This is a genomic window from Brachybacterium sp. NBEC-018 (assembly GCF_024860185.1).
In the GTDB taxonomy this organism is placed as follows: Bacteria; Actinomycetota; Actinomycetes; order Actinomycetales; family Dermabacteraceae; genus Brachybacterium; species Brachybacterium rhamnosum.
This window is the reverse complement of record NZ_CP100650.1, coordinates 2,800,190-2,825,566: the sequence shown is the minus strand read 5'-3', so window position 1 is coordinate 2,825,566 and position 25,377 is coordinate 2,800,190. Positions and strand designations below refer to the sequence as shown.

Genomic DNA, 25,377 nt, shown 5'->3' with positions numbered 1-25,377 from the left:
CACCGAGCTCGGGACGAGCGGCGGTGACGGGGCGAGGGGAGCGGGGAGACGGCCCGGAGCGGGCCGGGCCCGGAGGGTCAGCCGAGGACGGTGTAGGTGACGCCGATCGAGAGGCTGTCGCCGGCGGCGAGGTCCACGGCCGCGTCCTTGGCGACCGCCGGCTCGACGCACAGGAAGCCGGGCCAGGAGTCGTCGGGGACGTCGGCCATGCCCGCCGCGAGCTCGGTCCAGGGGTTCCAGACGACGGTCTTCGCGGTGCCCCGCGGGCTCGAGACGATCGTGCGGCCCGCTCCCTCGTCGACGATCCGCACCTCTCCGGCGCGATCCACGACCCGGTCGGTGGAGCCGGTGAGCACGAGGTCACCGGCGGGGAGGACGTCGGCGGCGAGGCCGCGCGTGTTGTCGAGGTACTCGGCGCCGCCGAGTCCCTCGATCCGCACCCGGCGCACGTCGGACACGGCGAGGTAGGTGTGCAGGGCCGCCTCGACCTCGAGAGCGGTGCCCGCGGTGAGCGTGAGGTCCAGCGAGAGCTCCGCGCCGATCCGCACCACGAGACGGGCGGAGAGCTCGGTGCGATCGGCGGGGGAGACGAGGTGCAGGACCACGTCCTCACCGGCCGCCTCGGCGCGCTCGAGCGTCCAGCGGACGTTGCGCAGCCAGCCGTGCTTGATCTCCTGGTCGCCCTGACGCCCCGGCCCGAACCAGGGGCCCACGAGCGGCACGCCGCCGCGGATCGCCGCGCCGTGCCCGAACGCCGAGTCGGGGGAGAGCCAGAGGACGTCCGTGGTCCCCGCGGGCGCCCAGCTGGTGAGGTGGGCGCCGTCGAGGTGCAGGACCGCGCGGGCGGCGGGGGTGTCGACGAGCACGGCGTCGGCGCCGTGGTCCTCGCCCCGGCGCACGCCGGCCGGGAGGGGGAGATCTGCGGGTGCTGTGGTCATGGCCCCATGCTCCCATCCGGGGCGGCGAGCGCGTCGTCGCCGTTCGTCGGCGGGTGCTGCTGCGCGTCCTCGCCCCTGGCCTCCTCGGCGCCGTCGGCCGCGGCGGAGACGATGCGGATGAACAGCAGCAGCCACACGTAGACGATCGCGGCGGCGCCCATCTCGAAGGCCGTCATGTTGAGGTAGCGCACCTCCACGAACATCACGATGATCGAGACCAGGAGCGCGAAGGCCGTGATCGTGACCGGCAGCAGCCCGCCGGGCATCCGGCGCAGCAGCACCGGGGTGACGACGAGGAGCGCGCCGAACACGACGACGAGGGTCTGCGCGATCACGTCGTGCCAGGTGACGCTCACGTCTCGGGAGACGAGCGCGACGAGGGCTACGAGCACGCCCACGGCGGAGAGCAGGGTCCGGACCACCGCGGTCACCCAGGCCGGCTCGCCGGCGGAGGCGGCCCAGCGGTCGAGGTCGTGGGCGAGGAACTCGGTGACCGTGAGCAGCGCGACGCCGGTGACGAGCAGCGTGAGGTTGAAGGTGACGCTCGCGAGGTCCCCGCCCTCGCCGAGCTCCGAGAAGTACCGCTCCCACCAGTACCGGTCCGTCGCGTTCATCGCGCTTGCGAGGACCCCGGCGGTGAGGAACACCGCGAGCAGGGTCGCGAGGGAGCGGCCGGTGAGCGCGGACGCGGCCGCGGAGGTCGCATAGGCTCCTGCCGCGCTCGCCACGACCACCCAGAAGGTGCCCGCCATGCGGTCCAGCGCCACGCCCTGGAACGCCTGCTGGAACACGCCGAACAGCGCGCTCGTGAGGAAGAGCCCCAGCAGCCCGTACACGAGGGCGAGGCCCACGATGTCCAGCGCCCGCCGCCATCGGTGTGTGCCGCCGAACCACGGCATCGAGCGCGGCGTGACGACGGCGAGGACGAGCGCCGCGGTCGCCGCGGCGCAGCCGAAGACCGACAGCGCCGCGACCTGCCCGATCGACCCGGTCCCCGCGAGCGGAGCGGTGCTGCGCAGGAACACGAGTCCCACGGCGAGGCCCACCACCGCCCCGCCGCCGCCGAGCACGAGGTGCAGCGACTCCTCCCGCGTCGCGCGGGAGGCCATGAGGGCGAGGCGAGGTGCCATGGGGGAGGTCAGCCCACCGCGGCGATCGGGACCGCGACCGGGGTGCCCGAGCCGTCGCGCCGGCCGAGCGGATCGGGCAGGTCGATGGGCTGCCCGGCCTCGGAGCAGGCGCGCGCCGGGTGCGGGACGACCCAGGCGCCGATCAGCACGTCCTCGCCGCGCAGGAAGCGGTGGCAGCGGACGCCGCCGGTCGCACGGCCCTTCGCGGGGAACTCCGCGAGCGAGGACACCTTGAGCGAGCCCGTCTGCAGCAGCGGCAGGGTCGCCGAGGAGCCGGAGACCGTGACGACGTCCGCCGGGGCGGTGACGTCGACGACCCCGAAGGAGAGGACCCGCGCACCGGCGCCCAGCTTGACCCCGGCGACGCCGCCCGCGGAGCGCCCCTGCGGGCGCACACCCGAGGAGGGGAAGTGCAGCAGCTGCGCGTCGGAGGTGATGAGCACGAGGTCGAGGTCCGCGTCGTCCTCGAGGTCCACGACGCCGACGACCTCGTCGCCCTCCTTGAGCGAGATGATCTCGAAGCCGTCGGAGCGCGGGAAGTCCAGCTGGACCCGCTTGACGACTCCCTGGCGGGTGCCGAGCGCGATCGCCCCGCCGCGCTCGAGGTCCGCCGGTGCGAGGCGCACGAGGGCGAGCGCCCGCTCACCGTCCTCGAGGTCGACGAGGTCCGCGAGGCGCGTGCCGCCCGCGAGCGAGGGCGCCCCGGCGGTGGGGGCGAGGGAGGGGAGGTCCACGACGGAGAGCTGCAGCACCCGGCCGCGGCTCGTCGCGACGCCGGCGGTCGCGCGGGTCGTCGTGATCACGCGCGAGACGATGACGTCGTGGGAGGCGCGGCCCCCGTCGCGCACGAGGTCCTCGGTGCCCGCCGTGCGGGCGACGAGCCCGGTGCCGGTGAGCAGGACCGTGCAGGGCTCGTCGGCCACCTCGAGCCCGGCGCCGGAGGCGGTGGGACGGCTCTGCTCGGAGGCCTCGAGCAGCACGGTGCGGCGGGGCGTGCCGTGCTCGGCGGCGACCGCGGCGAGCTCGTCGGACACCAGGGCGCGCAGCACCTGGTCCGAGCCGAGGATCTCCTCGAGGCGCGCGATCTCGGCGAGCAGCTCGTCCCGCTCGCCCTCGAGCTCGATCTGGGAGAACTTCGTCAGCCGGCGCAGCCGCAGCTCGAGGATGTACTCCGACTGGACCTGCGAGAGGTCGAAGACCTGCATGAGCCGCGTCCGCGCGGAGTCCACGTCATCGCTCGTGCGGATGATCTGGATGACCTCGTCGATGTCGACGAGCGCGAGCAGCAGGCCCTCCACGAGGTGGAGGCGCTCGGAGCGCTTGCGCAGACGGTGCTCGGTGCGGCGGCGCACCACCTGCAGACGATGGTCGACGAACACCTCGAGCAGCTGCTTGAGGCCCAGGGTGCGCGGCTGCCCGTCCACGAGCGCCACGTTGTTGATGCCGAAGGACTCCTCGAGCGGCGTGTAGCGGTAGAGCTGCTCGAGCACCGCCTCGGGCTCGAAGCCGGACTTCACGGTGAGCACGAGGCGCAGACCGTGGTGACGGTCCGTGAGGTCCTGGTAGTCGGTGATGCCCTGGACCTTCTTGGCCTGCACCGCGTCGCGCAGCTTCTCGGCGACCTTCTCGGGGCCCACCTGGTAGGGGAGCTCGGTGACGACGATGCCCTTGCGGCGGGTCGTGACGTTCTCGATGCGCGTCGTGGCGCGCATGCGGAAGGAGCCGCGGCCCGTCCGGTAGGCGTCGCGGACCCCGTCGAGGCCCGTGATCCGGCCGCCGCTGGGCAGGTCCGGCCCGGGGACGAGGCGCATGAGCTCCTCGAGGGAGGCGTCGGGATGGGCGATGAGGTGGCGGGCCGCGGCGATCGTCTCGACGAGGTTGTGCGGCGCCATGTTCGTCGCCATGCCGACCGCGATCCCGGAGGCGCCGTTGACGAGGAGGTTCGGGTACTGGGCCGGGAGCACCTCCGGCTGGGTCAGCTGGTTGTCGTAGTTCGGGACGAGGTCCACGACGTCCTCGTCGAGGGAGTCCGTCACCAGCTGCGCCGCCCGGGCGAGGCGCGCCTCCGTGTACCGGGGCGCGGCGGGGCCGTTGTCGAGGGAGCCGAAGTTGCCGTGGCCGTCCACGAGCGGCAGGCGCATCGAGAAGTCCTGCGCCATGCGGACGAGCGCGTCGTAGATCGCGGTGTCGCCGTGGGGGTGGAGCTTGCCCATGACCTCGCCGACCACGCGCTGGCTCTTCACGTGCCCGCGATCCGGGCGCAGGCCCATCTCCGCCATCATGTAGAGGATGCGGCGCTGCACCGGCTTGAGCCCGTCGCGAGCGTCGGGCAGCGCCCGGGAGTAGATCACCGAGTAGGCGTACTCGAGGAAGGACGTCTCCATCTCGCTGGTGACGTCGATGTCGACGACGGTCTCCTCGAACGGCTCCTCGTCGGCCGGGGACTTCGTGGTGCGTGAACGGGCCATGGGGGTCATTCTTGCCCATGACCGGCACGGGGACGGGGAGGCGGGGCCCGGGGCGGGACGGTGGTCCCCGTCTCCCGGGCCGTGCGCGGCGATAGGATCCCGGCATGGCGGACCGGCACGGACCCTTCCCGTCCCCCTCGGAGCGGAGCGCGGGACGACGCTCACGGCGCCGCGGCGCCCCCGCACCGGCGCAGGCGGCGTACCCCGCCCACTGGGAGGCGGACATCGCGCTGCGGGACGGCTCCGCCGCGCACCTGCGCCCCATCCTCCCCGAGGACGCCGACGCCCTCCAGGACTTCCACGTGCGCCAGTCCGAGCGCTCCCGGTACCTGCGCTTCTTCGCCCCCATGCCGCGGCTCTCCCCGCGGGACCTCGAGCGGTTCACCGTCGTGGACCACCACGACCGGGTCGCGCTCGTCGTGCAGCGGGGAGAGGAGATCATCGCCGTCGGCCGCTACGACCGGACCTCGCCCGAGGAGGCGGAGGTCGCCTTCAACGTCTCCGACGCGAGCCAGGGCACGGGGCTCGCCTCCGTGCTGCTCGAGCACCTCGCCGCCGCGGCCCGCGAGGTGGGGATCTCGGTCTTCACCGCGGAGGTCCTCCCGCAGAACGCCCGCATGCTCTCGGTGTTCACGGACGCCGGCTTCGACGTGCGGCGCGTGCTCGACGACGGCGTGGTCATGGTCACCTTCCGCATCGACCCGACGGCGCGGTCGCTCGAGGTCATGGCGGAGCGCGAGCACCGCGCGGAGGCCCGGGCCATGGAAAGGCTGCTGCACCCCTCCTCCGTGCTCGTGGTCGGCGTCTCCACACGGGCCGACTCCATCGGCGGCCGCGTGCTCACCGCGCTCGAGGGCTCGGGATGGCAGGGCGACCTGCACCTCGTCTCCCGTGACGCCTTCGAGGTGCGCGGGCACCTCGCGAGGCCCCGCATCGCGGACGTCCCCGGGCCGGTGGACCTCGCCGTGATCGCCCTGCGCCCCGAGTCCTGGCTCGAGGCGATCGAGGAGTGCGCCGCGATCGGCGTGCGCAGCGTGCTCGTCCCCACCGAGGGCCACACCGACAGCGCGGAGGGCCGGCGCCGGCAGCGGGAGCTCGTCGCCGAGGTCCGGCGTCACGGCATGCGGCTGCTGGGCCCGGGCTCGCTCGGCGTCCTGCGCACGGGGGAGGACGCCCTCAGCGTCTCGCTCTCCCCGCGCCTCCCGCGGCCGGGCACCGCCGCCGTCGCCGGCCAGTCCAGCGCGCTCGGCGCGATGCTCCTCGCGGGGGTCGACGAGCGCGGCACGGGGGTGCACGAGTTCGTGGCCGTCGGGAACCGGGCCGACGTCTCCCTCAACGACGTGCTCCAGCACTGGGAGGACGACGAGCGCATCGAGGTCATCGGCCTCGCCCTCGAGACGATGGGGAACCCGCGCAAGTTCACCCGGATCGCGCGCCGCCTCACCCGCAGCACGCCCGTGGTGGTGCTCCGCCCGCCGGGGCTCCGGGTGAGCGGCACTCCCGGTCACGACGTGCGCGAGTCCTCCCTCCCACGGCGCGCGCTCGACCAGGTCCTCGCCTCCTCCGGGGTGGTGCAGGCGCGGACGGTCGACCACCTGCTCGACGTGGTCGACGCGGTCTCCCGCCAGGGCGTCCCCAAGGGGCCGCGGGTCGCCCTGCTCTCCAACACGGCGGCGCTCGGGGCGAGCCTGCGCGGCGCGGCCGACGAGGCCGGTCTGCAGATCGTCATCGACGACCGGAACGTCCCTCTCGCGGCGGACCCCCGCGTCATGCAGCGCGCCCTCACCGCCGTCGCCGGTCCCGATCGCGCGGACCTCATCATCGCCGGGGTGATCGACCCGCTCGTGGGGGACCACCTCGGCGCCCTGCGGGAGATGGCGACCATCGCCCGGCACAGCGAGGTCGCGCTCGTCGTCTGCCTGGTCTCCGAGCGCAGCCGGTTCCAGGAGGTGCACGAGGCGGTCCGGGAGGACCTCGCCCTCCCGCCGGTCCACGTGACCCCCGCGCTCGCCGTGCGCGCGGCCGCCGGCATGCTCGCCGCCGCCGAGCGGCCCGCGGCGGACCGCGAGGAGCCCGCCGTGCGGGAGGACGTGGACCGCGCCGCCGCCCGCAGGATCGTCGAGCAGCACCTGCCGCCGGTGGGGGAGCGGGTCACCCTCGACCTCGAGACCACGCGTGCGCTGCTCGCGGCCTACGGACTGCCGCTGCTGCCCTCGCTCCCCGCCGCGGACGCCGAGGAGGCCGTCCGCGCGGCCTCGACGGTGGGATACCCCGTCGCGCTCAAGAGCACCGACCCGGTGCTGCGCCATCGCGCGGATCTCGGCGGTGTGCGGCTGGACATCACCGACGCCGTGCAGCTGCGCCACGCCCACGCCCGGATGCGCGAGGACCTGTCCTTCTCGAGCGCGCCGCTCGAGGTGCAGTCCATGGCCCCCACGGGCGTGCCGATGGTCGTGCGCAGCGTCGAGGACCCCTCGCTCGGTCCCGTGGTGTCGCTCTCCGTGGCCGGGGACGCGACGGATCTCCTCGAGGACATCGCCTACGCGATCCCGCCCTTCTCGCAGCGCGCCGCGCGGGAGCTCGTGGACGCCCCCGCGAGCGCCGTGAAGCTCTCGGGGGAGCGGGGCCTCCCGCCGGCGGACAGGGACGCCCTCGCGGACGTCGTGGTCCGCACGGGCCTGCTCGCCGAGGACGTCCCGGAGCTCGCCTCCTTCGAGCTGTACCCGGTCGTCGTCGCGCGGGAGGGGGCGTTCGTCGTCGGCGCGAGGGCGGAGCTCGCCCCGGCCCCCAACCGGACGGACGGCGCCCGCCGCGTGCTGCTGGGCGGCCGCTCCGGCTGAGCCGCTCCGCCGTCCCCTCCCGCGTGGGACAATCGGAGGATGACGACCGCGCTCCCCGCCTCCCTGACCGCGGACCTCGAGACCGCGGGCTACTTCCCGCAGACGGCAGGCGGCTCGCTCGCCCTGGCCCTGCGCGGCGCCCCCGTGCTGGGGCACCTGGTGCGGCCGGAGACCACGTTCGACGGCCCGGAGGTGCGACGCCACCTCACGGTGCTCGTGCTGACCGCTCGCCACCTCATCATCAGCCATCTCGACGACGACCCGGCGGACGACCTCAACCCCAGCCAGGTCATCGCGACCACGGAGCGGATCCGCCTCAGCCGCGTGACCGGCACCGGGCTCTCCCAGGTCTTCGACACCGAGGGGACCCGCGTGCGGGGCAGCGAGGCCGAGGTGACGCTCGGCATCACCTGGGGCGGCACCCGTCGCGTCGACCTCGAGCGCGCGGACTGCGGCGACCCCTCGTGCCAGGTGGACCACGGCCTCAGCGGCACCATCGCCCCCTCGGACCTCGCCCTGCGGGTGAGCGCGCTCGCCGACGGCGAGGCCGCCGTCCAGGAGGCGCTCGCCTTCCACGGCCTGCTGCTCGACGCCGTCGACGCGCTCGACTCCTGAGCCCGGTGCAGCCCTCCGACTGGCCCGCCGACCTGCTGCCGCCGCCCTTCGCGGCGGGCGCCCGTCCCGCGCTGCTCGACGTCGTCGCCCCGCTGGCCCGGGCCGGGGCCCGCGGCCGCGACGTCGTCGTGCTGATCGACGGCCTCGGCGCCGAGCTGCTCGAGGAGCACCGCGCGCTGACCCCGACCCTGCGCCGACTCGCCGGGAGCACCGAGCGCGTCCGCACCGTCGCCCCCTCCACGACGGCGACCGCCATGGTCTCCCTGCACACGGGTCTGGCGCCGCTCGAGCACGGGGTGCTCGGCTACACGGCCATCGATCCCGCGACGGGCACCGCCGTCAACCAGATCACCGGTGAGCCCGGGATCGACCCGCAGCGGTGGATGCCGCTGCCCGGGCTGCTCGAGGAGCGTCCCCGCCGCGCCGTGCAGGTCGCCCCCGCGAAGCATCAGGGCTCGCACCTCAGCCGCGTCGCCTATCGCGGCTGGGACTTCCAGGGGCACGGTCGCCACGACCGTGCGGACGCGGTCCTCGTGGCCGTGCGGCGCGCCGGTCCGGACGGCCTCGTGCACCTGCACGTCGACGACGTCGACCACGCGGGGCACCAGCACGGCACGGACTCCGACGCCTGGCGCGAGGCGCTCGCCGAGGCGGACGCCCTGCTCGGCACCCTCCTGCGGCGCCTGCCCTCGGGCACCCGGGTCACGGTCACCGCGGACCACGGCATGGTCGACACGGACCCCGCGCACACCGTGGACCTCTCCGACCATCCGTCGCTGCAGCGCCTGGCGCGCACGGTCGCGGGGGAGGCCCGTGCGCTCGCGCTCGCCGTGCGCGAGCGGGACGAGGCGCCGCTGCTCGCGGTGGGGCTCGCGGAGCTGCTCGAGGACCGCGCCCTCGTGCTCACGCGCGACGAGGTGCTCGGCTCGGGCCTGCTGGGCCCGCAGGGCGCCGAGCCCTCTGCCGTCGCCGCCGGCCGGGTGCCGGACGTCCTCGTGCTCGGCCGCGGCCGCTGGGGGATCGACGACTTCTCCCGCCGCCCCGAGGGCGCACGGAAGCTGGTCGGTGTGCACGGGTCGCTCACGCCGCGCGAGGCGCTCGTCCCGCTGCTGCGCACGGAGGCCTGAGCGCCGGGCCCTCCGGAACGACCGGGCACGGGAGACGTCGGGCGCCGAGGACGACGACAGCGGCCCCGCTCGTGAGGTCGGAGCCGCTGCCGGGGCGGGCGGTCGAGCCGCTCAGTCGTGCTTGGCGCCGAAGACGATCTCGTCCCAGCTCGGCATCGAGGCGCGGCCCTTCTTCGGGGGCCTGGACGCCTTCTTCGGGGCGGGGGCGCTCTTCTGCTCGGCCTTCCCGGTGCTCTCCGCGGTGTCCTCCTGCGTCGCAGGACCGTCCTCGTGCCCATCGGCACCCGGGGCCTCATCGGCGGCGCGGTCCTCGTCCTGAGGGTCGTCGAAGCCGGGGAGCGGGGTGAGGTCCTGGGTGAGGTCCACCGTGTCCTGGTACTGGAGCGGCTCCGGGGCCGGGGCGCCGTCCTCGTCCTCGCCCGTGGGGCCGGTGGCGTCGTCCTCCGTCAGGTCCTCGGAGAAGGGGTCCTCCTCCTCGGGGGCCTCCCCCGCATGATCCCGCTGTGCGTCGAGGTCCGGATCGGCGTCCAGGTCACGATCGGCGGACGGCACGATGTCGGCGGCGGTGTCGGTGTCGGCCTCGTCGGCCGGACCGGTGATCCCGCGCGACGGCGCGCTCCGCGGCACGTCCTCGTCCAGGGTGCTCCACACCCCGGCGGAGTCGTCGTCCTCGAGCGGCGGCACCGACCGCAGCCCGCGCCGGGCGTTGAGCGCGTCCAGCTCGGCCTCGTCGAAGGCGGCCGGATGGGCGGAGCGCTCGGACGCGCCGCGCCGCGCCGCGGCGGACTCGTCGAAGGAGCCGTCGGCCTCGAGGTCGTAGACGGAGCTCTTGACCGCCATCAGACGGGTGCGGCCGCGGGACGGCTCGACGGGGGCGTCCTCGTCGCTGATCCAGCGCGCCTCGTCGTCGACGGGGGCGAGGGAGCGGTTGTCGAGATCGGCGACCCAGTGCGCCTGCCGGGTGCGACCGGCGGCGTTGAAGCTCAGCTCGAGGGTCCAGGTGCCGTCCGGGCGGCGCCAGGCGTCCCAGGCGACGTCCTCGGCGGCCTGACGGGCGGCGAGCCGCTCGGAGACCACGGAGGTGAGGGAGGGGCCGCCGCGACCCACGGGGAAGGTGCGGGCACGGCCCGCGGTCCACTCGCGCTCGGCGAGCACCGGGCCCTCGTAGCGGCGCACGTGCTCGACGGTGATGTCCGCGAGCTCGGCGATCTCCTCGGCGCTGCGCCCCGAGCGCAGCAGGCCCTGGATCTGGCGGGGGCTGAGTGGGGCGGCGTCGGCCGCCTGGATCATGCCCAGCGCCGGTCGGTCGCGCCGGACGGCGGCGCGGAGCGCCTCGTCGATGCGCAGGGTGTACCGCTCACCATCGGAGTCGAGGAGGATGAGGTGCTCCCCGTCGTCGTGGATCCCGTCGAGCTCGAGCTCGCGCATCGTCGTCCTCTCCGTCGGTGCCTGGTCGGAACGTGGACCGAGTCTAGACGCCGAACATAGCGTGTCGTGCAGGGAACTCACGCTGCGCCGCGCCCGGCGGAGGGCACGCGTGGGACCCGTGTTGTCGCAGGCCGGGCGGTCTGCAATAATGCCGCCGCATTCGGCGTTGTGTCGCGCATCGGCCCGCAGGGGACGGGCGCCTGCGCACAGCCGAGGATCCACCCCCGGAGGACGGCGGAGCTCGCCCCCGTCATCCCCCGGACCACCACCAGGAACGGACCGTAGATGGCCACAGATTACGACGCACCGCGCAAGAACGACGACGAGTCGAACGACGACTCGATCGAGGAGCTCAAGGGTCGATCGAACAAGGCGGCGACGCCGGTGGTCGACGAGGACGAGGCGGAGGCCGCGGACTCCTACGAGCTGCCCGGCGCGGATCTCTCCGGTGAGGAGCTCTCCGTCCGCGTGCTGCCGCGGCAGGCCGACGAGTTCACCTGCGCCAGCTGCTTCCTCGTGAAGCACCGCAGCCAGATCGACCACGTCGAGGGGACCCTCATCATCTGCACCGAGTGCGCCGCCTGAGCGCATCCGCAGAGCATCACCCCCGCAGCGCGGGGACAGAGCCGACGGCGCCCCTCCGGGAGGAGGGGCGCCGTCGGCGCATCAGGGGAGAGGGCGCATCGGAGGCCGCATCAGGGGAGAGCGGCCGCCGTGCGGCGGCCGGGCTCGCGGGGCTCAGGCGCTGCGCAGAGCGAGCGCGAGATCCTCGGGACGGCGGGTGGAGACGACCCAGGCGGTCGTGGGGTCGCCCTCGTCGAGCACCTCGGCGCGCAGGCCCGAACGGATCCAGCCGCGGGTGAGGTGGAAGGCGAGGGGCTCGAAGCCGACGCCCATCGTGCGCTGCCAGTCCTCGCCCTCGAGCTCCTCGGGGGTCCCCAGCAGCCCCACCTCGATCTGCGCGCGTCCCGCGCGCAGGCGCCCGCCGCTGACCTCGACCACGGGAGCGGTGAGCACCCCGAGCATGACGGCCACGACGATCCCGACGAGCCCGACGACCAGCGCGAGGGTGGCGCCCAGCGGCACGAGCACCACGCCGCACATGGCTCCCACGGCGACGATGACGATCCAGGTGCCGATCCCGGGCAGCAGGCGCTCACGGTGCAGGGGCGTGCCCGCGGCGCTCGCGGGAGCGGCGGCCGGCCGGGTCCCCGCAGGGGAGGACGGGACGGCGGGATCAGGGGGGATCGGGGCGGCGGGGGAGCTCCCCTCGGCGGCGTCGGACATGCCCCCATCGTCTCACGCAGAGCCTGGACCACTCCTCAGCACGGAGCGCCTACCCTGGGTCCCATGCCTTCCACCACCCCGACCGCCACCACCGCGGGCGCCGTCCCCGCGGAGGGCGCACCCGAGCTGCGCCTCCGCCTGGCCGAGGGGGCCGTCGCCCCCGTCCGCGCCCACGCGGACGACGCCGGCCTGGACCTCTCGAGCGCCGAGGACCTCACGATCGCCCCGGGCGGCCGTGCGCTCGTGGACACGGGCCTCGCCGTCGCCCTCCCGCCCGGCACCGTGGGCCTCGTGTGCCCGCGCTCGGGCCTCGCCTCCCGCCACGGCGTCACCGTGCTCAACGGCCCCGGCGTGGTCGACGCCGGCTACCGCGGGCCGATCAAGGTCGCGCTGCACAACACCGATCTCAGCGAGCCCTTCGCGCTGCGACGCGGCGACCGGATCGCCCAGCTCGTCGTGGTCCCCGTCCTCGCCCCCGTCCTGCGCACCGTCGAGGAGCTCGACGACACCGAGCGGGCGGCCTCCGGCTTCGGGTCGAGCGGCGGCTTCGGGCCCGCCACGGACGAGGAGGTGGCCTGAGATGGGACTGTTCTCCCGCCGCGGCAGGAAGGCCGCCGAGGACGTCGAGGAGCCCCAGGTCGGGACCGCGGACGGCGCGGGGACCGCTGCCGGCGCCGCGAAGGCCGACGCTGTCGACGCCGATGACACGGCCGACGCCGAGAAGGAGCAGGGGCGCGCCGCGCACCTCGAGGACGGCCCCTACGACGCCTCCGACGCCCCCGAGGAGGAGCGGATCGACCTCGGCGGCATCCAGGTCCCCGGGATCGACGGCCTCGAGCTGCGCATGGAGGTGGACCAGCGCACGAACGCCGTGACCGGCGCGAACCTCGTGCTGGGCGGCTCCTCGCTCCAGGTCCAGGCCTTCGCGGCGCCGAAGACCAGCGGGCTCTGGGACGAGGTGCGCACCTCCCTGCGCGACTCCGTGGTCGGGCAGGGCGGCACGGCGGAGACCCGCCCCGGCCCCTTCGGCACCGAGCTCATCACGCGGCTGCCCGTCAAGCGCTCCGACGGCCGCACCGGATACCGGCCCGCCCGTTTCCTGGGCGTCGACGGTCCCCGCTGGTTCCTGCGCGCGATCCTCACCGGGAAGGCGCTCGGTGACGCGGCGCAGGCGAAGGAGTTCGAGACGCTGATCTCCCGGCTCGTCGTGGTCCGCGGGCACGAGGCGATGGCCCCGCAGGAGCTCATCCCCCTGCACCTGCCGGGGGAGCGCGTCGCGCCGACCTCCGCTGCGCCCGACGAGCTCCTCGACCCGCTCGCGCGCGGTCCCGAGATCACCCAGATCGGATGAGCACCCCCGACGGAGGCGCCCCGGAGCAGGGGAGCGGATCCGCCCCGGGCGGCGCGTCGCGCCAGGACGGCGCCGAGGACCGGCGCGCCCGCGGCCTGGGCGGCGTGCTGCGCCAGGAGGAGTTCTCGGTGCGCGACGCCGTCGGCGGTCCGCGCGGGATCGCCGAGTCCGTGACGCCCACGCTGCTGTTCGTCGTGCTCTTCGTCGTCACCCGCTCGGTGGCCGTCGCGGCGGTCGTCGCCGTCGCGGTCGTGGTCGTCGCGCTCGTGGTGCGGCTCGTCCAGCGGCAGAGCCCGCAGACCGTCCTCGGCGGGCTGATCGGCGTGGCGCTCGGCGCGGTGCTCGCGCTCCGCTCGGGCGACGGCACCGACTTCTACGCGCCGGGCATCGCGATCAACGCCGTCGCCCTCGTGCTGCTCGTGGTCTCGGTGCTCGCCCGTCGTCCGCTCATCGGCCTCGTCGTGGGCGCGCTCGACCCGCGGGTCGAGGATTGGGCGCAGGACCCCGACGCCCGCCGCGTCTACACCCGTGCGACCTGGCTGTTCGCCGGTCTGTACGCCGCGAAGCTCGCGGTGCAGGTCCCGCTGCTGCTCGCGGGACAGGTCGCGGCGATGGGCGTGGCCAAGCTCGCCATGGGCCTGCCGCTGTTCGCCGTGGTGGCCTATCTCGTCTGGCTCATGCACCGGTCGCTGCTCGCGCGCCGGGCGGCACGATCGCAGGACGGACCGGCGCACCGCGCCGGGTAAAGAATCGATCCCGATCCGGCGCCACGGCGCCAGGTGCGTCCGCATCGCGATCATCGGGGTGGGAGACTGGCCCGGACATGAACGAGTCCGCGGCGTGTGCCGCCGCGGGAAGGGAGCGGGACGCATGAACGCCACGGACTCCGAGCCGGAGCGCACGGTCGAGGACGCCGCCGCCCAGGGCCGGCTCCTCTCCCTGACCGCCGAGCGTCCCGCCGCCGGCGGCACCTTCGTCGCCCGCCACGAGGGTCGTGTGGTCTTCGTCCGCGGCACCGCTCCCGGGGAGACCGTCACCGCCCGCCTGCTCGACGACCCCGAGCAGGCGGCCGACGCGCGCTTCTGGCGCGCCGAGGCGATCGACGTGCTCGAGGCCGGCGTGGACCGCGTCCCCTCCGTCTGGGCCGAGGCCGGCGTGGACGGCGTGGGCGGCGCGGAGTGGTCGCACATCGCCCTCCCCGCGCAGCGTCGGATCGCCTCCGAGGTCATGCAGGAGCTCCTCCAGCGTGCCGGTGTGACGAGCTATCCCATCGAGGACGTCCAGGTCGAGCCGGCCACCCATGACATGGACGGACTGGGGTGGCGCACCCGCGTGCGCTTCGCGGTGGACGCCGACGGCACGGTGGGCATGCGCGGCTGGCGCTCGCACGAGGTGCGGTCCGTCGGCGAGAACCCCCTCGCGGCCCAGGCGATCCGCGACCTGGACCTCGGATCGTGGACCGCGCCGGAGGGCGTCGAGGCGATCGACGTCGTCGCGCCCTCGGCGGGCCCGCCCGCGGTCGTCCTGATCGGTCGGGAGCTGGACCCCGCCTCGGTGAGCATCCCGGACTCGTGGGGGGACGCCGACGTCGCCGTGCGCACCGCGCAGGGGCTGACCCCGCTGCGCGGCGACGGCACCGTCACCGAACGCGTGGGGGAGCGGCTGTTCACCGTCGCGGCGACGGGCTTCTGGCAGGTGCACCGTCGGGCCGCGGAGCTGCTCACGGAGGTCGTCTCCGGTGACCTCGCGGCGCCGAGGGGCGGCAGCGTGTGGGACCTCTACGGCGGTGTCGGGCTGTTCGCCGCGGCCGCGGCGGAGCAGGTGGGCCAGGACGGGACGGTCGTGAGCGTCGAGGGCAACCGTCGGGCCTCGCAGCTCGCGGCGGAGAACCTCGAGGACCTCCGGCAGGTCTCCACCGCGACCGCGGACGTCACCGACTGGGTGCGGGCGCGTCGCGGCGGCGTCGACGTCGTCGTGCTGGACCCGCCGCGCTCGGGCGCCGGGGCGGAGCTCATGGAGCTGCTCACGAAGGTCGTGCGGGAGCGGATCGTCTACGTCTCCTGCGAGCCGTCGACCCTCGCCCGGGACCTCGCCGTCGCGGAGAAGGCGGGCTGGGGCATCGTGGACCTGCGCGTCTTCGATCTCTTCCCGCATACCCATCACGTCGAGTCGGTGACCGTCCTGGAGCGCCCGCTGCGCTGATCAGGCGCACTCCGGCGTGCCCACTCGAATATCGGGACATCAGAATTCGCTAATGCGGTGAGCATGCCCTTGGCGGCAGAACTCACGGTCTCGCCGCGGCGAGACGGCGGCGAGGCTCCGCCGGACGAGTGCCCTGCGTGCTAGGGTTATCTTGACGTCAAGATAACTGGTCCGTGGCCCCTCGCCCCGTGATCGCCGCGTCATTCCGGCGCTGACGGAGAAGTCCGTGCAGTCCGCTCCGGGACGCTGTGACCGCGATTACGATGGACGAGTTCGCCCACGACATGAAGGAGTGTGCCCCGTGAGCACAGTCGATTCGTTCTCCGCGAAGCAGAATCTCAGCGTCGGCGAGACCGACTACGAGATCTACGCCCTCGACGCCGTCGAGGGCGCCGAGAAGCTTCCCTACAGCCTCAAGATCCTCCTCGAGAACCTCCTGCGCACCGAGGACGGCGCGAACATCACCGCCGAGCACGTGCGCGCCCTCGCCGGATGGGACCCCACCGCGGATCCGTCCGTCGAGATCCAGTTCACCCCGGCCCGCGTGATCATGCAGGACTTCACCGGCGTGCCCTGCGTCGTCGACCTCGCCACCATGCGCGAGGCCGTGCAGGACCTCGGCGGCGACCCCGAGCGCATCAACCCGCTCGCCCCCGCGGAGATGGTCATCGACCACTCCGTCATGATCGACGTGGCCGGCCGTCTCGACGCGCTCGAGAAGAACATGGAGCTCGAGTACGAGCGCAACCGCGAGCGCTACCAGTTCCTGCGCTGGGGCCAGACCGCCTTCGACGACTTCAAGGTCGTCCCCCCGGGCACCGGCATCGTCCACCAGGTCAACATCGAGCACCTGGCCCGCACCGTCATGACCCGCGAGGTGGACGGGGTGCTGCGCGCCTACCCCGATTCGTGCGTCGGCACCGACTCCCACACCACCATGGTCAACGGCCTGGGCGTGCTGGGCTGGGGCGTGGGCGGCATCGAGGCCGAGGCCGCGATGCTCGGCCAGCCGGTCTCCATGCTCATCCCGCAGGTCGTGGGCTTCAAGCTCACCGGCGAGATCCCCGCCGCCGCGACCGCGACCGACGTCGTGCTCACGATCACCGAGATGCTGCGCCAGCAGGGCGTCGTCGGCAAGTTCGTCGAGTTCTACGGCGAGGGCGTCGCCCAGGTGCCGCTCGCGAACCGCGCGACCATCGGCAACATGAGCCCCGAGTTCGGCTCGACCTGCGCGATCTTCCCGATCGACGACGTGACCGTCGACTACCTGCGCCTCACCGGCCGCTCCGAGGAGCAGCTCGCGCTCGTCGAGGCCTACGCCAAGCGCCAGGGCCTGTGGCACGACCCGTCCACCGAGGCGCAGTACTCGGTGACGCTCGAGCTGGACCTCTCCACCGTGGTCCCCTCGATCGCCGGCCCGAAGCGCCCCCAGGACCGCATCGTGCTGTCCGAGGCCAAGGAGTCCTTCCGCGAGGTGCTGCCCTCCTACGCGACCGGCCACCCGGCCGTGAGCAACGGCGACGGCTCCTTCCCGGCCTCCGACCCGGCCACCCCCGACTCCGACAACGAGTCCGGCGGCGCCGCCCCCGAGCACCAGCACGTCACGGGTCGCGCCTCGCAGCCCACCGCCGTGCAGGGCGCGGACTACACGATCGACCACGGCATCGTCTCGATCGCCTCGATCACCTCCTGCACCAACACCTCGAACCCCTCGGTCATGATGGCCGCCGGCCTGCTCGCGCAGAACGCCGTGGACAAGGGCCTCGAGGCGAAGCCCTGGGTGAAGACCTCGATGGCACCCGGCTCGCAGGTCGTCACGAACTACTACACGAAGGCCGGCCTCTGGCCCGCCCTCGAGCAGCTCGGCTTCCACCTCGTGGGCTACGGCTGCACCACCTGCATCGGCAACTCCGGCCCGCTCGCGCCGGAGATCTCCGAGGCGATCGCCGAGAACGACCTCGCCGTCACCGCGGTGCTCTCGGGCAACCGCAACTTCGAGGGCCGCATCAACCCCGACGTGAAGATGAACTACCTGGCCTCGCCGCCGCTGGTCATCGCCTACGCGCTCGCGGGCACGATGGACTTCGACTTCGAGAACGACGCGCTGGGCACGGACAAGGACGGCAACGACGTCTACCTCCGCGACATCTGGCCCAACCCGACCGAGGTCGAGCGGGTCATCGGCGAGAACATCACCCAGGAGATGTTCTCCGAGGACTACAAGGACGTCTTCGCCGGCGACGACCGGTGGCGCGGGCTCGACACCCCCGAGGGCGCGACCTTCGCGTGGGACGAGGAGTCCACCTACGTGCGCAAGCCCCCGTACTTCGAGGGCATGGGCGCCACCCCGGACCCGGTCGAGGACATCACCGGCGCCCGCGTGCTCGCCAAGCTCGGCGACTCCACGACGACGGACCACATCTCGCCCGCGGGCTCGATCAAGGCCGACTCCCCGGCGGGTCGCTACCTGCGCGAGCATGGCGTCGAGCGCAAGGACTTCAACTCCTACGGCTCGCGCCGCGGCAACCACGAAGTGATGATCCGCGGCACCTTCGCGAACATCCGCATCAAGAACCAGCTCCTCGACGGCGTCGAGGGCGGGTACACGAAGAACTTCCTGACCGGCGAGCAGGAGTTCATCTACGACGCGGCGCAGGCCTACGCCGAGCAGGGCATCCCGCTCGTGGTCCTCGCGGGCAAGGAGTACGGCACCGGCTCCTCGCGCGACTGGGCCGCCAAGGGCACCAAGCTCCTGGGCGTCAAGGCCGTCATCACCGAGAGCTACGAGCGCATCCACCGCTCCAACCTCATCGGCATGGGCGTGCTCCCGCTGCAGTTCCCCGCGGGCCAGAACGCCGAGTCGCTGGGCCTGGACGGCACGGAGACCTTCGACATCTCCGGAGTGACCGCGCTCAACGAGGGCACCACGCCGAAGACGGTCGCCGTGAAGGCCACCAAGGAGGACGGCTCCGTCGTCGAGTTCGACGCGGTGCTCCGCATCGACACCCCCGGCGAGGCGGACTACTTCCGCAACGGCGGCATCCTGCAGTACGTGCTCCGCTCGCTGGTCGCCGCCTGACGAGCCCTGCACACGCCACGGCGCCCCGTCCACCTCCGGGTGGGCGGGGCGCCGTCGTGCGGGGTCGTGTCGACGGTGGTGGCCCGGCGCGGGGGATACGAGCACCCCTGAGCACAGGATCTGCACCCTGTTGCAGATGGCTCCCGCACGCCGTGAATCCCCGGTGAAGATGTGCACAGATGTGACCATGTCTCCCGTCGATCCTGGTCAGGGAGTCGTACGCTGGGCTGGTCCCGTCCCCGACCTCCTTGGGAGGAACGCGCGTGCCCACCACCCAGCAGCGCTCCTTCACCTCGCTGATGCGCACCGCCGCGCCGAGCGACCTGCCGACGGCGCGGTCGGCCCACGCCGAGGTCGCCCCTGCGGAGGTCGCGATCCCCGCGGACCCCGCCGCGCTGCGTGACCTGACCCCCGAGCAGCTGCCCGGACTCGCCCGCACCCTGCGCCGGCGCCTGCTCGAGATCTGCTCCCGCACGGGCGGGCACCTCGGCCCGAACCTCGGTGTCGTCGAGCTGACGATCGCCCTGCACCGTGAGTTCGTCTCCCCGCAGGAGCCGATCGTCTTCGACACCGGGCACCAGGCCTACGTGCACAAAATGCTCACCGGGCGCGCGGACCTCCCCGGCCTGCGCAGCGCCGGCGGCACCTCCGGATACCCCGACCGCGGCGAGTCCGCCCACGACCTCGTGGAGAACTCCCACGCCTCCGGCTCGATCGCCTGGGCCCACGGCCTGGACCGCGCCCGCCGCCTCGCCGGGCAGGACGGTGCGAGCGTCGCGGTGATCGGCGACGGCGCCCTCACCGGAGGCGTGGGTCTCGAGGCGCTCAACGAGCTCGCGGCGGATCGCGGGTCCCGCACCGTCGTCGTGCTCAACGACAACACCCGCTCCTACGCCCCGACCGTCGGCGGTCTCGCCCGGCACCTCGCGGCGCTGCGCGACGGCGACGTCCCCGCGGGGGCCGACGTCTTCACCGCGCTGGGGCTGACCTACGTGGGACCGGTCGACGGGCACGACCACGAGGCCCTCGCCGTCGCCCTCCGCCAGGCGCGTCGCGCCGCGGAGGACCCTGCCCGGCCCGGCGTCGTCGTGCACGTGCTCACCCGCAAGGGCGCCGGCTTCGCCCGCGCCGAGTCCGACGCCGTGGACCAGTGGCACGCCACCGGACCCTTCGCCCTCGACGAGGAGACCGACGCCCCCGCCGCCGCGGACACCTGGACCCGCCGGCTCGGCGCGGCCGTGCTCGACGCTGCCCAGCAGGACGAGAAGGTCCTCGCGATCAGCGCGGCGATGGTCGACCCCGTGGGGCTCACCCCGATGCAGGAGGAGATGCCGGACCGCGTGCTCGACGTCGGCATCGCCGAGCAGCTGGCGCTGGACACCGCCGCCGGCCTCGCCGCGGGCGGCCGTCGGCCCGTCGTCTCCCTCTACGCGACCTTCCTCGGTCGCGCCCACGACCAGCTGCTCCTCGACCTCGCCCTGCACGGCGAGGACGTCCTCATCACCCTCGACCGCGCGGGCGTCACCGGCGACGACGGACCCAGCCATCACGGGGTATGGGACCTGGGCCTCGCCGCGCAGGTGCCGGGGCTGTCGCTGTGGGCGCCGCGGGACGGTGAGCGGCTCGCGGGAGCGGTGCGCTCCGGGCTCGCGACCTCCGGCCCCTCCATCGTGCGCTTCCCCAAGGGCGCCTGCCCGCCCGATCTCCCGGCCACGGCGACGATCCCCGCGGGCGACGCGCTCGCCGGGGATCCGGACGCCCCGATCGACGTGCTCCTCGTGAGCGTCGGCGCCCTCGCCGGCCGCGCCGTCGAGGCCGCCCGCCTTCTCGCCGCGGAGCAGGAGGGCGCGAACGTCCTCGTGCTGGACCCGGTGCAGGCGCTGCCGCTCGGCGATGCGCTGCTCGACCTCGCGAGCACCGCCCGCGCCGTCGTCACACTCGAGGACGGCATCGCCGAGCGCGGCATCGGTGCGGCCCTCGCCGTGCGCCTCGCCGCCCGCGGCACCCTGTCCCGCCCGGCGCCGGTGCTGCGCACCCTCGGCCTCGCTCAGGAGTTCGTGCCCCACGCCAAGCGCGACGCGATCCTCACCGCGCACGGCCTGGACGCCGCGGGGATCGCCGGGAGCCTGCGCCGCGTGCTCGGCTGAGCACCGCGGGGGATCAGACGGTGGACGCCGCCGCCCCGTGCACGGGGATACTCGCTCGCTCCCGTCGGTGACGGTCTGACAGGGTGGAGCCCATGAGCACCCTCCCAGCGGATCTCGCACGTCTCCGCGAGGCCTTCGCCCTGACCGGGCTCGAGACCGCGAGCCTGACCCCCGTCGCCGCCGTCCACCGCTGCCGCACGCGGGCGGGGGAGGATGCGGTGCTCAAGCGCACCGCGCGTGCCGCCCCCGCCATGGCCCACTGGCTGAGCGCCCTGGACGCCGCCGGCGTCGACGTGGTCGTCCCCCTCGCCGAGGCGCAGGAGGTCGACGGCGCGACGTGGGTGCTCTACCCGTACATCGAGGGGGAGCGCTACAGCGGCACGACGGAGCAGCTCCGCGCCGCCGGTGACCTGCTGGGCCGCCTCCATGCCGCGGAGGTGCCGCTCGAGGGCCTGCGCCGCTACGCCCACCCCAGCACCGTGCGCGCCGAGGTCGAGGCGGATCTCGTGACCCTGCGGGAGATCCTGCACCGCGCCCTGCCCGCGGAGCGCGCCGCCGCGGCGGACGCCTCGATCACCGCTCTCGGCGCCCGCTGGTTCGAGCGCTCCTGGCCCGCCCTGCGCGCCGCGGACCCCGACCTCCCGCGCACAGGCGTCAGCTCGGACTGGAAGGCCGCGAACCTCGTGTTCCGGCCCGGCGGCGCGGTGCTCGTGGACCCGGACAACGGCGGCGTCGAGCCGCGGCTCCTCGACCTCGCCCTCGCGCTCGTGCTCTTCCCCTGCGAGACGCCCGGCGCGCCGCCGCGCATGCTCGAGCCCGCCGAGTGGGACGTGCTGGTCGGCGCCTACGCGCGCCACGTCACGCTCACCGACCGCGAGCGGGAGCTGTGGCCCGCGGCGCTGGACCACCAGTGGTGGGAGGAGGGCACCTGGGTGCTCGAGGACGCCGGGGAGGACGGCTGGACGGATCCCGTCCAGGGCGGCTACCTGCGCTCACTGGCCGAGTGGGACCCCGCCCCGTACCGCCTGCCCGACTGACCTGCGCAGCGAGGGGTCAGCCCAGCGAGGAGCGCGGGGCAGGATCGTCCGCGCGGGCGGTGAGCACGACCGGGGCGCCGTCGGTCACCTGCAGCGTGTGCTCGGCGTGCGCGCCGCGGGAGCCGTCGGCGGAGAGCTGGGTCCAGCCGTCGCGCTCGTCGACCACGAGGCGGTCGGTCGTCGGGACGAGGAAGGGCTCGACCGTGATGAGCTGCCCCGCCACGAGGCGCACGCCCTCCCCGGGGGTCCCGTGGTTCGGCACGAACGGCGCCTCGTGCATCGTGCGGCCCACGCCGTGCCCGCCGAAGCGGTCGTTGATCGTGTAGCCGAGATCGTGCGCGGCCGTCATCACCGCATGGCCGATGTCGCCCACCGTTCCGCCGGCGCGGACCTGGTCGATGCCGGCCCACATGACGCTCTCGGTGTCGCGGATCAGCTGCAGGTCCTCGGGCCGTGGGGTGCCCACGGGGACCGTGACGCAGGAGTCCGCGACCCAGCCCTCGAGCTCGACCGCGAAGTCGAGGGAGAGCAGGTCGCCGTCGGCCAGCACGCGGTCGCAGGGGCGGCCGTGCAGCACGCCCTCGTTGACCGAGGTGCAGATGACGTGCCCGAACGGCGAGGCGCCGAAGGCCGGGTGGTAGTCGATGTAGCAGCTGGTCGCGCCCGCCTCACGGATCATCCGATGCGCCTCCGCATCGACCTCCAGCAGGTTCCAGCCCGGCTCGACCACGGTGCGCAGGTGCGAGAGCACGGAGGCGACGAACTCGCCCGCGGGTCGCGCCTGCGCGAGCGTGGGCAGCTCCTGGGTCGAGGAGCGGCGGCGCCGTCCGATCATCACCGCGCGCCCTCCGGGGCGACGGGCTCGGGACGTGCGCCCGGCTCCGCGGGGTCCGTGCCCGCGGCCGGACGGCGCGTGACGAGCTCCGCACCCACCCAGGCGATGCCGCCGCCGAAGAGCGCGGCCCCGATGAGGTGGAGGAAGACGACCGCCGCGGGGAGGCCCGCGAAGTACTGGACGTAGCCGATGACGCCCTGCAGCGCGGTGAGCAGCAGGAGGACGATCGCCGCGCGGCGCGGCGCGCGGTCCGCGCGGCCCTTCAGCAGGATCACGAGCAGCGCCACGAGCAGGGCGCAGAAGACCCACACGGCGGCCGCGTGGGCGCGGGCGATCTCGACGGGGTTGATGAGCAGGCGGGTGATGTCGCCGCTGTCCCCCGAGTGCGGGCCGGTGCCGGTGACGATCGTGCCCAGCACGAGGACGACGAAGCCGGCCGCCGCGAGCGGCGCGTAGACCCACACCGCGGCGCGGGGCACGGCGAGACGGCGCGGCCCCTCCTCGTCCATGGCGCGCACGAGGAGCACCGTGGACGCGACGACGAGCAGCGGCGAGATGAGGAAGTGGGGGCTCACGAGGCCCGGGTGCAGGTGCAGGATCACGACGAGGGCGCCGATGAGCGCCTGGGCGATGGTGCCGATCAGGGGCACGGCCGCGAGCAGGAGGAACGCCCGGCCGCGGTGCCGCATCCAGCGCCAGGTGACGATCAGGACGAGCACGGCGACGATGCCGAGCAGGCCGGTCATGGTGCGGTTGCCGAACTCGATGAACGGGTGGATCCCGGACTCCGGCGTGTACCGCGGGGTGAACTGGCCGGGCTCGCAGCTGGGCCAGGTGGAGCAGCCCAGTCCGCTGCCGGTGAGGCGCACGAGCCCTCCGGTGAGGATGATGCCCATCTGGCACACGAGGTTCGCCCACAGGACGATCGCGACGATCCGGGAGCGGGCGGCGGCACCGAGCCCTGGGAAGCGGGGATCGGGCAGGGTGGTCAGGCGGCCGTGGCGCTCGGGTCGCGTCCCGGCGCCCGCGACGGGGGCAGCGGCGGTGGGCATGCGGCCGATCCTAGTGACCGGCCCGCGCACGACGGGGGTCAGAAGGTCCCGACGACGCCGGGATGGGACCAATCCCATCCCCGCGGATCGCCCGGGGCGCCAGGAGCGTCCGGGCGCGCGGCGGTGCTCAGGCGTCGGTCCAGCGGAACCAGCGGACGACGGCCGCCGTGCCGCCCGCGGCCCACGCGAGGAGCACGACGACCGAGCCGATCGAGAACGGGCCGTGGGCGAGGCAGGCGCGCAGCAGCTCGCCGAGCGCGCCGGAGGGCAGCAGGTCGACGATCCCTCCGAGGAACCGCGGGTACCGGGCGACGGGGACGGCGATCCCGGCGACCACGAACAGCACGAAGACGAGGTTCGAGGCGGCGAGGACCCCCTCGGTGCGCAGGCGCCCCGCGAGCAGCAGCCCCAGGGCGCCGAAGGCGATCGTGCCGAGGGCCCACACGGGCACCGCGGCGAGCAGGCCGCCGATCCCCGGGCGCCAGCCCATGACGAGCGCGACCGTGCCGAGCACGAGCACCTGGAGCACGTGCACGAGGAGCGTCGCGAGGATCTTCCCGGCGAGATAGCCGTCCCGCCCCAGCGGCGTCGTCGCGACCCAGCGCAGCACGCCGTTGCGGCGGTCGAAGCCGGTCTGGATGGCCTGCGAGGTGAAGGCGGTCGAGACGAGGGCGGTCGCGAGGGTCGCGGCGATCGCGGTGTCGATCGGGGCGGCGCCGTCGATGCGGCCCACGGGCAGCAGCCGCAGGCCGATCAGCACCATCGCGGGCAGGGCGAGGGCGACCATGAGCTGCTCGCCGTTGGTGAGCAGGGTGCGCGCCTCGAGCGCGGCATGGGCGAGGATCCTCCGACTCCGCGGCGCGGGCTCCGGGGCGATCGCCCCAGGGCCCTCGGGGACGGCGGCGAGGGTGGGATCGGGCGTGCTCATCGGGTGGTCTCCTGCTCGGGCTCGGCCTGCGCCATGAGGTCCAGCAGCACGGCCTCGAGATCGGCCGCCCCGCCCGCCGTGATCCGCAGCCGGGCGCCGTGGCGCTCGGCCGCGGCGCGGAGGTCGTCCTCGAGGGCGTCCCGACGACCGGGGTCGACCGAGTCGATGCGGGCGCTGAGTGACTGCGCGCCCGCGCGGTCCCGGTGCGAGGCGATGACCTCCTCGACGGAGCCGGAGGCGACGGTGCGTCCACGGGCGATCACGTGGACCTCGTCGGCGAGGCCCACCACGTCCTCCATGAGGTGCGTGGTGAGCACGACCGCCGTGCCCTTGCGCGCGAGGCCGCGCACGAGGGTGCGCACACGGCGCCGGATCGCGGGGTCCATGCCGGCGGTGGGCTCGTCGAGGAAGACGAGCTCGGGGCGGCCGATGATCGCGAGGGCGAGGGCGAGGCGCTGGCGCTGGCCGCCCGAGAGCCGCCGCACGAGCGTCCGCGCGAATCCGTCGGGCCCGGTGATGCCGAGGTACTCGGCGATCTCGTCGACGTCGAGCGGGTGGGCGTGCAGCGCGGCGCCGTAGCGCAGCAGCTGCAGGGCGGTCGCCCCGGAGGTGAGCCCGCCGTCCTGGATCATCACCCCGACCCGGGCACGGTGCTCCGGGGAGGCGCGCCAGGGGTCCGCGCCGAGCACGCGGACGCTCCCGCCGCCGGGGCGGAGGAGCCCGGTCGCGCAGGAGATCGCGGTGGTCTTCCCGGCGCCGTTGGGGCCCAGGAGGGCGGTGACGGCGCCGCGCCGCGCGGAGAGCGAGAGGCCGTCGAGGGCGCGGACCTCGCCGAAGGAGACGGCGAGGGACTCGGCGACGAGGGCGGGGGAGTGGTCTTCCATGGCGGCGCCCATGCTAGGCCCCCGTCCCC

The 25,377-nt window shown here is 74.3% G+C and carries 20 protein-coding genes; 11 read left to right on the top strand and 9 right to left on the bottom strand.

The features are described 5' to 3' along the window. Nucleotides 1–77: 77 nt before the first annotated feature. The 3 genes from NLU66_RS12800 to NLU66_RS12790 are packed head-to-tail and all read right to left on the bottom strand — an operon-like array spanning nt 78 to nt 4,536. Entirely contained in the window at nt 78–938 is an 861-nt protein-coding gene (locus NLU66_RS12800) for a D-hexose-6-phosphate mutarotase (protein ID WP_259360047.1), read from the bottom strand. Then, entirely contained in the window at nt 935–2,068 is a 1,134-nt protein-coding gene (locus tag NLU66_RS12795; protein WP_259360046.1) for a hypothetical protein, read from the bottom strand. Before NLU66_RS12795 ends, NLU66_RS12800 begins: the two co-directional genes overlap by 4 nt. Before the next feature lie 8 nt (nt 2,069–2,076). Then, nucleotides 2,077–4,536, bottom strand: a complete 2,460-nt coding sequence (locus NLU66_RS12790; protein WP_259360045.1) for a DNA gyrase/topoisomerase IV subunit A — start codon at nt 4,534–4,536, stop codon at nt 2,077–2,079. A 104-nt stretch (nt 4,537–4,640) separates the two neighbouring features. On the opposite strand from NLU66_RS12790, the gene NLU66_RS12785 reads away from it, so the two are divergent. The 3 genes from NLU66_RS12785 to NLU66_RS12775 are packed head-to-tail and all read left to right on the top strand — an operon-like array spanning nt 4,641 to nt 9,118. Then, on the top strand, nt 4,641–7,376 hold the full coding sequence (locus NLU66_RS12785) for a GNAT family N-acetyltransferase (protein ID WP_259360044.1): 2,736 nt from the start codon (nt 4,641–4,643) through the stop codon (nt 7,374–7,376). Between the two features lie 39 nt (nt 7,377–7,415). Further along, complete coding sequence (locus tag NLU66_RS12780; protein ID WP_259360043.1) at nt 7,416–7,991, top strand: DUF5998 family protein; 576 nt, start codon at nt 7,416–7,418, stop codon at nt 7,989–7,991. 5 nt (nt 7,992–7,996) lie between these two features. Then, entirely contained in the window at nt 7,997–9,118 is a 1,122-nt protein-coding gene (locus NLU66_RS12775) for an alkaline phosphatase family protein (protein WP_259360042.1), read from the top strand. A gap of 111 nt (nt 9,119–9,229) precedes the next feature. Here NLU66_RS12775 and sepH read toward each other — a convergent pair whose 3' ends face one another. Further along, nucleotides 9,230–10,546, bottom strand: a complete 1,317-nt coding sequence (sepH, locus tag NLU66_RS12770; RefSeq protein ID WP_259360041.1) for a septation protein SepH — start codon at nt 10,544–10,546, stop codon at nt 9,230–9,232. 285 nt (nt 10,547–10,831) lie between these two features. On the opposite strand from sepH, the gene NLU66_RS12765 reads away from it, so the two are divergent. After that, the gene (locus NLU66_RS12765) at nt 10,832–11,131 is read left to right on the top strand and encodes a DUF4193 domain-containing protein (protein ID WP_137770918.1); all 300 of its coding nucleotides are present in this window, start codon (nt 10,832–10,834) and stop codon (nt 11,129–11,131) included. 153 nt (nt 11,132–11,284) lie between these two features. Here NLU66_RS12765 and NLU66_RS12760 read toward each other — a convergent pair whose 3' ends face one another. Further along, a complete protein-coding gene (locus tag NLU66_RS12760; RefSeq protein ID WP_259360040.1) occupies nt 11,285–11,833 on the bottom strand; it encodes a DUF3093 domain-containing protein in 549 nt (182 codons plus the stop codon). 63 nt (nt 11,834–11,896) lie between these two features. On the opposite strand from NLU66_RS12760, the gene dut reads away from it, so the two are divergent. The 7 genes from dut (at nt 11,897) to NLU66_RS12725 (ending at nt 21,649) form a co-directional block, all read left to right on the top strand. Beyond that, on the top strand, nt 11,897–12,412 hold the full coding sequence (gene dut / locus NLU66_RS12755) for a dUTP diphosphatase (protein WP_259360039.1): 516 nt from the start codon (nt 11,897–11,899) through the stop codon (nt 12,410–12,412). A gap of 1 nt (nt 12,413) precedes the next feature. Further along, on the top strand, nt 12,414–13,184 hold the full coding sequence (locus NLU66_RS12750; protein WP_259360038.1) for a DUF3710 domain-containing protein: 771 nt from the start codon (nt 12,414–12,416) through the stop codon (nt 13,182–13,184). Then, nucleotides 13,181–13,930 carry a DUF3159 domain-containing protein gene (locus NLU66_RS12745; RefSeq protein WP_259360037.1) on the top strand — a complete coding sequence of 250 codons (750 nt, stop codon included), beginning with the start codon at nt 13,181–13,183 and terminating at the stop codon, nt 13,928–13,930. The genes NLU66_RS12750 and NLU66_RS12745 overlap by 4 nt, the downstream gene beginning before the upstream one ends. A gap of 124 nt (nt 13,931–14,054) precedes the next feature. Next, nucleotides 14,055–15,386 (top strand): class I SAM-dependent RNA methyltransferase, encoded by a 1,332-nt coding sequence (locus NLU66_RS12740; protein ID WP_259360036.1) that lies wholly within the window; start codon nt 14,055–14,057, stop codon nt 15,384–15,386. A 301-nt stretch (nt 15,387–15,687) separates the two neighbouring features. Beyond that, nucleotides 15,688–18,465 carry an aconitate hydratase AcnA gene (gene acnA, locus NLU66_RS12735; protein WP_259360035.1) on the top strand — a complete coding sequence of 926 codons (2,778 nt, stop codon included), beginning with the start codon at nt 15,688–15,690 and terminating at the stop codon, nt 18,463–18,465. 263 nt (nt 18,466–18,728) lie between these two features. After that, on the top strand, nt 18,729–20,612 hold the full coding sequence (locus NLU66_RS12730; protein ID WP_323374422.1) for a 1-deoxy-D-xylulose-5-phosphate synthase: 1,884 nt from the start codon (nt 18,729–18,731) through the stop codon (nt 20,610–20,612). Nucleotides 20,613–20,704: 92 nt separating this feature from the next. Beyond that, nucleotides 20,705–21,649 (top strand): phosphotransferase, encoded by a 945-nt coding sequence (locus tag NLU66_RS12725; RefSeq protein ID WP_259360034.1) that lies wholly within the window; start codon nt 20,705–20,707, stop codon nt 21,647–21,649. Between the two features lie 16 nt (nt 21,650–21,665). Here NLU66_RS12725 and map read toward each other — a convergent pair whose 3' ends face one another. The 4 genes from map to NLU66_RS12705 form a co-directional block, all read right to left on the bottom strand. Then, on the bottom strand, nt 21,666–22,487 hold the full coding sequence (gene map, locus NLU66_RS12720) for a type I methionyl aminopeptidase (RefSeq protein ID WP_259360033.1): 822 nt from the start codon (nt 22,485–22,487) through the stop codon (nt 21,666–21,668). Then, entirely contained in the window at nt 22,484–23,536 is a 1,053-nt protein-coding gene (locus tag NLU66_RS12715) for a COX15/CtaA family protein (protein ID WP_259360032.1), read from the bottom strand. The genes map and NLU66_RS12715 overlap by 4 nt, the downstream gene beginning before the upstream one ends. Nucleotides 23,537–23,663: 127 nt before the next feature. Further along, nucleotides 23,664–24,464: an ABC transporter permease gene (locus NLU66_RS12710; protein ID WP_259360031.1), complete on the bottom strand. Its 801-nt coding sequence runs from the start codon at nt 24,462–24,464 to the stop codon at nt 23,664–23,666. Beyond that, on the bottom strand, nt 24,461–25,348 hold the full coding sequence (locus NLU66_RS12705) for an ABC transporter ATP-binding protein (RefSeq protein ID WP_259360030.1): 888 nt from the start codon (nt 25,346–25,348) through the stop codon (nt 24,461–24,463). Before NLU66_RS12705 ends, NLU66_RS12710 begins: the two co-directional genes overlap by 4 nt. Nucleotides 25,349–25,377: the final 29 nt, after the last annotated feature.

Excerpts from the sequence above, each read along its gene's own strand:
- NLU66_RS12760 (WP_259360040.1), bottom strand. The coding sequence starts at position 11,833 with ATGTCCGACGCCGCCGAGGGGAGCTCCCCCGCCGCCCCGATCCCCCCT.
- sepH (WP_259360041.1), bottom strand. The coding sequence starts at position 10,546 with ATGCGCGAGCTCGAGCTCGACGGGATCCACGACGACGGGGAGCACCTC.
- NLU66_RS12790 (WP_259360045.1), bottom strand. The coding sequence starts at position 4,536 with ATGGCCCGTTCACGCACCACGAAGTCCCCGGCCGACGAGGAGCCGTTC.
- NLU66_RS12740 (WP_259360036.1), top strand. The coding sequence starts at position 14,055 with ATGAACGCCACGGACTCCGAGCCGGAGCGCACGGTCGAGGACGCCGCC.
- NLU66_RS12710 (WP_259360031.1), bottom strand. The coding sequence starts at position 24,464 with ATGAGCACGCCCGATCCCACCCTCGCCGCCGTCCCCGAGGGCCCTGGG.
- NLU66_RS12800 (WP_259360047.1), bottom strand. The coding sequence starts at position 938 with ATGACCACAGCACCCGCAGATCTCCCCCTCCCGGCCGGCGTGCGCCGG.
- NLU66_RS12715 (WP_259360032.1), bottom strand. The coding sequence starts at position 23,536 with ATGCCCACCGCCGCTGCCCCCGTCGCGGGCGCCGGGACGCGACCCGAG.
- NLU66_RS12765 (WP_137770918.1), top strand. The coding sequence starts at position 10,832 with ATGGCCACAGATTACGACGCACCGCGCAAGAACGACGACGAGTCGAAC.
- NLU66_RS12795 (WP_259360046.1), bottom strand. The coding sequence starts at position 2,068 with ATGGCACCTCGCCTCGCCCTCATGGCCTCCCGCGCGACGCGGGAGGAG.
- NLU66_RS12705 (WP_259360030.1), bottom strand. The coding sequence starts at position 25,348 with ATGGAAGACCACTCCCCCGCCCTCGTCGCCGAGTCCCTCGCCGTCTCC.
- dut (WP_259360039.1), top strand. The coding sequence starts at position 11,897 with ATGCCTTCCACCACCCCGACCGCCACCACCGCGGGCGCCGTCCCCGCG.
- NLU66_RS12725 (WP_259360034.1), top strand. The coding sequence starts at position 20,705 with ATGAGCACCCTCCCAGCGGATCTCGCACGTCTCCGCGAGGCCTTCGCC.
- NLU66_RS12750 (WP_259360038.1), top strand. The coding sequence starts at position 12,414 with ATGGGACTGTTCTCCCGCCGCGGCAGGAAGGCCGCCGAGGACGTCGAG.
- NLU66_RS12780 (WP_259360043.1), top strand. The coding sequence starts at position 7,416 with ATGACGACCGCGCTCCCCGCCTCCCTGACCGCGGACCTCGAGACCGCG.
- NLU66_RS12745 (WP_259360037.1), top strand. The coding sequence starts at position 13,181 with ATGAGCACCCCCGACGGAGGCGCCCCGGAGCAGGGGAGCGGATCCGCC.
- NLU66_RS12785 (WP_259360044.1), top strand. The coding sequence starts at position 4,641 with ATGGCGGACCGGCACGGACCCTTCCCGTCCCCCTCGGAGCGGAGCGCG.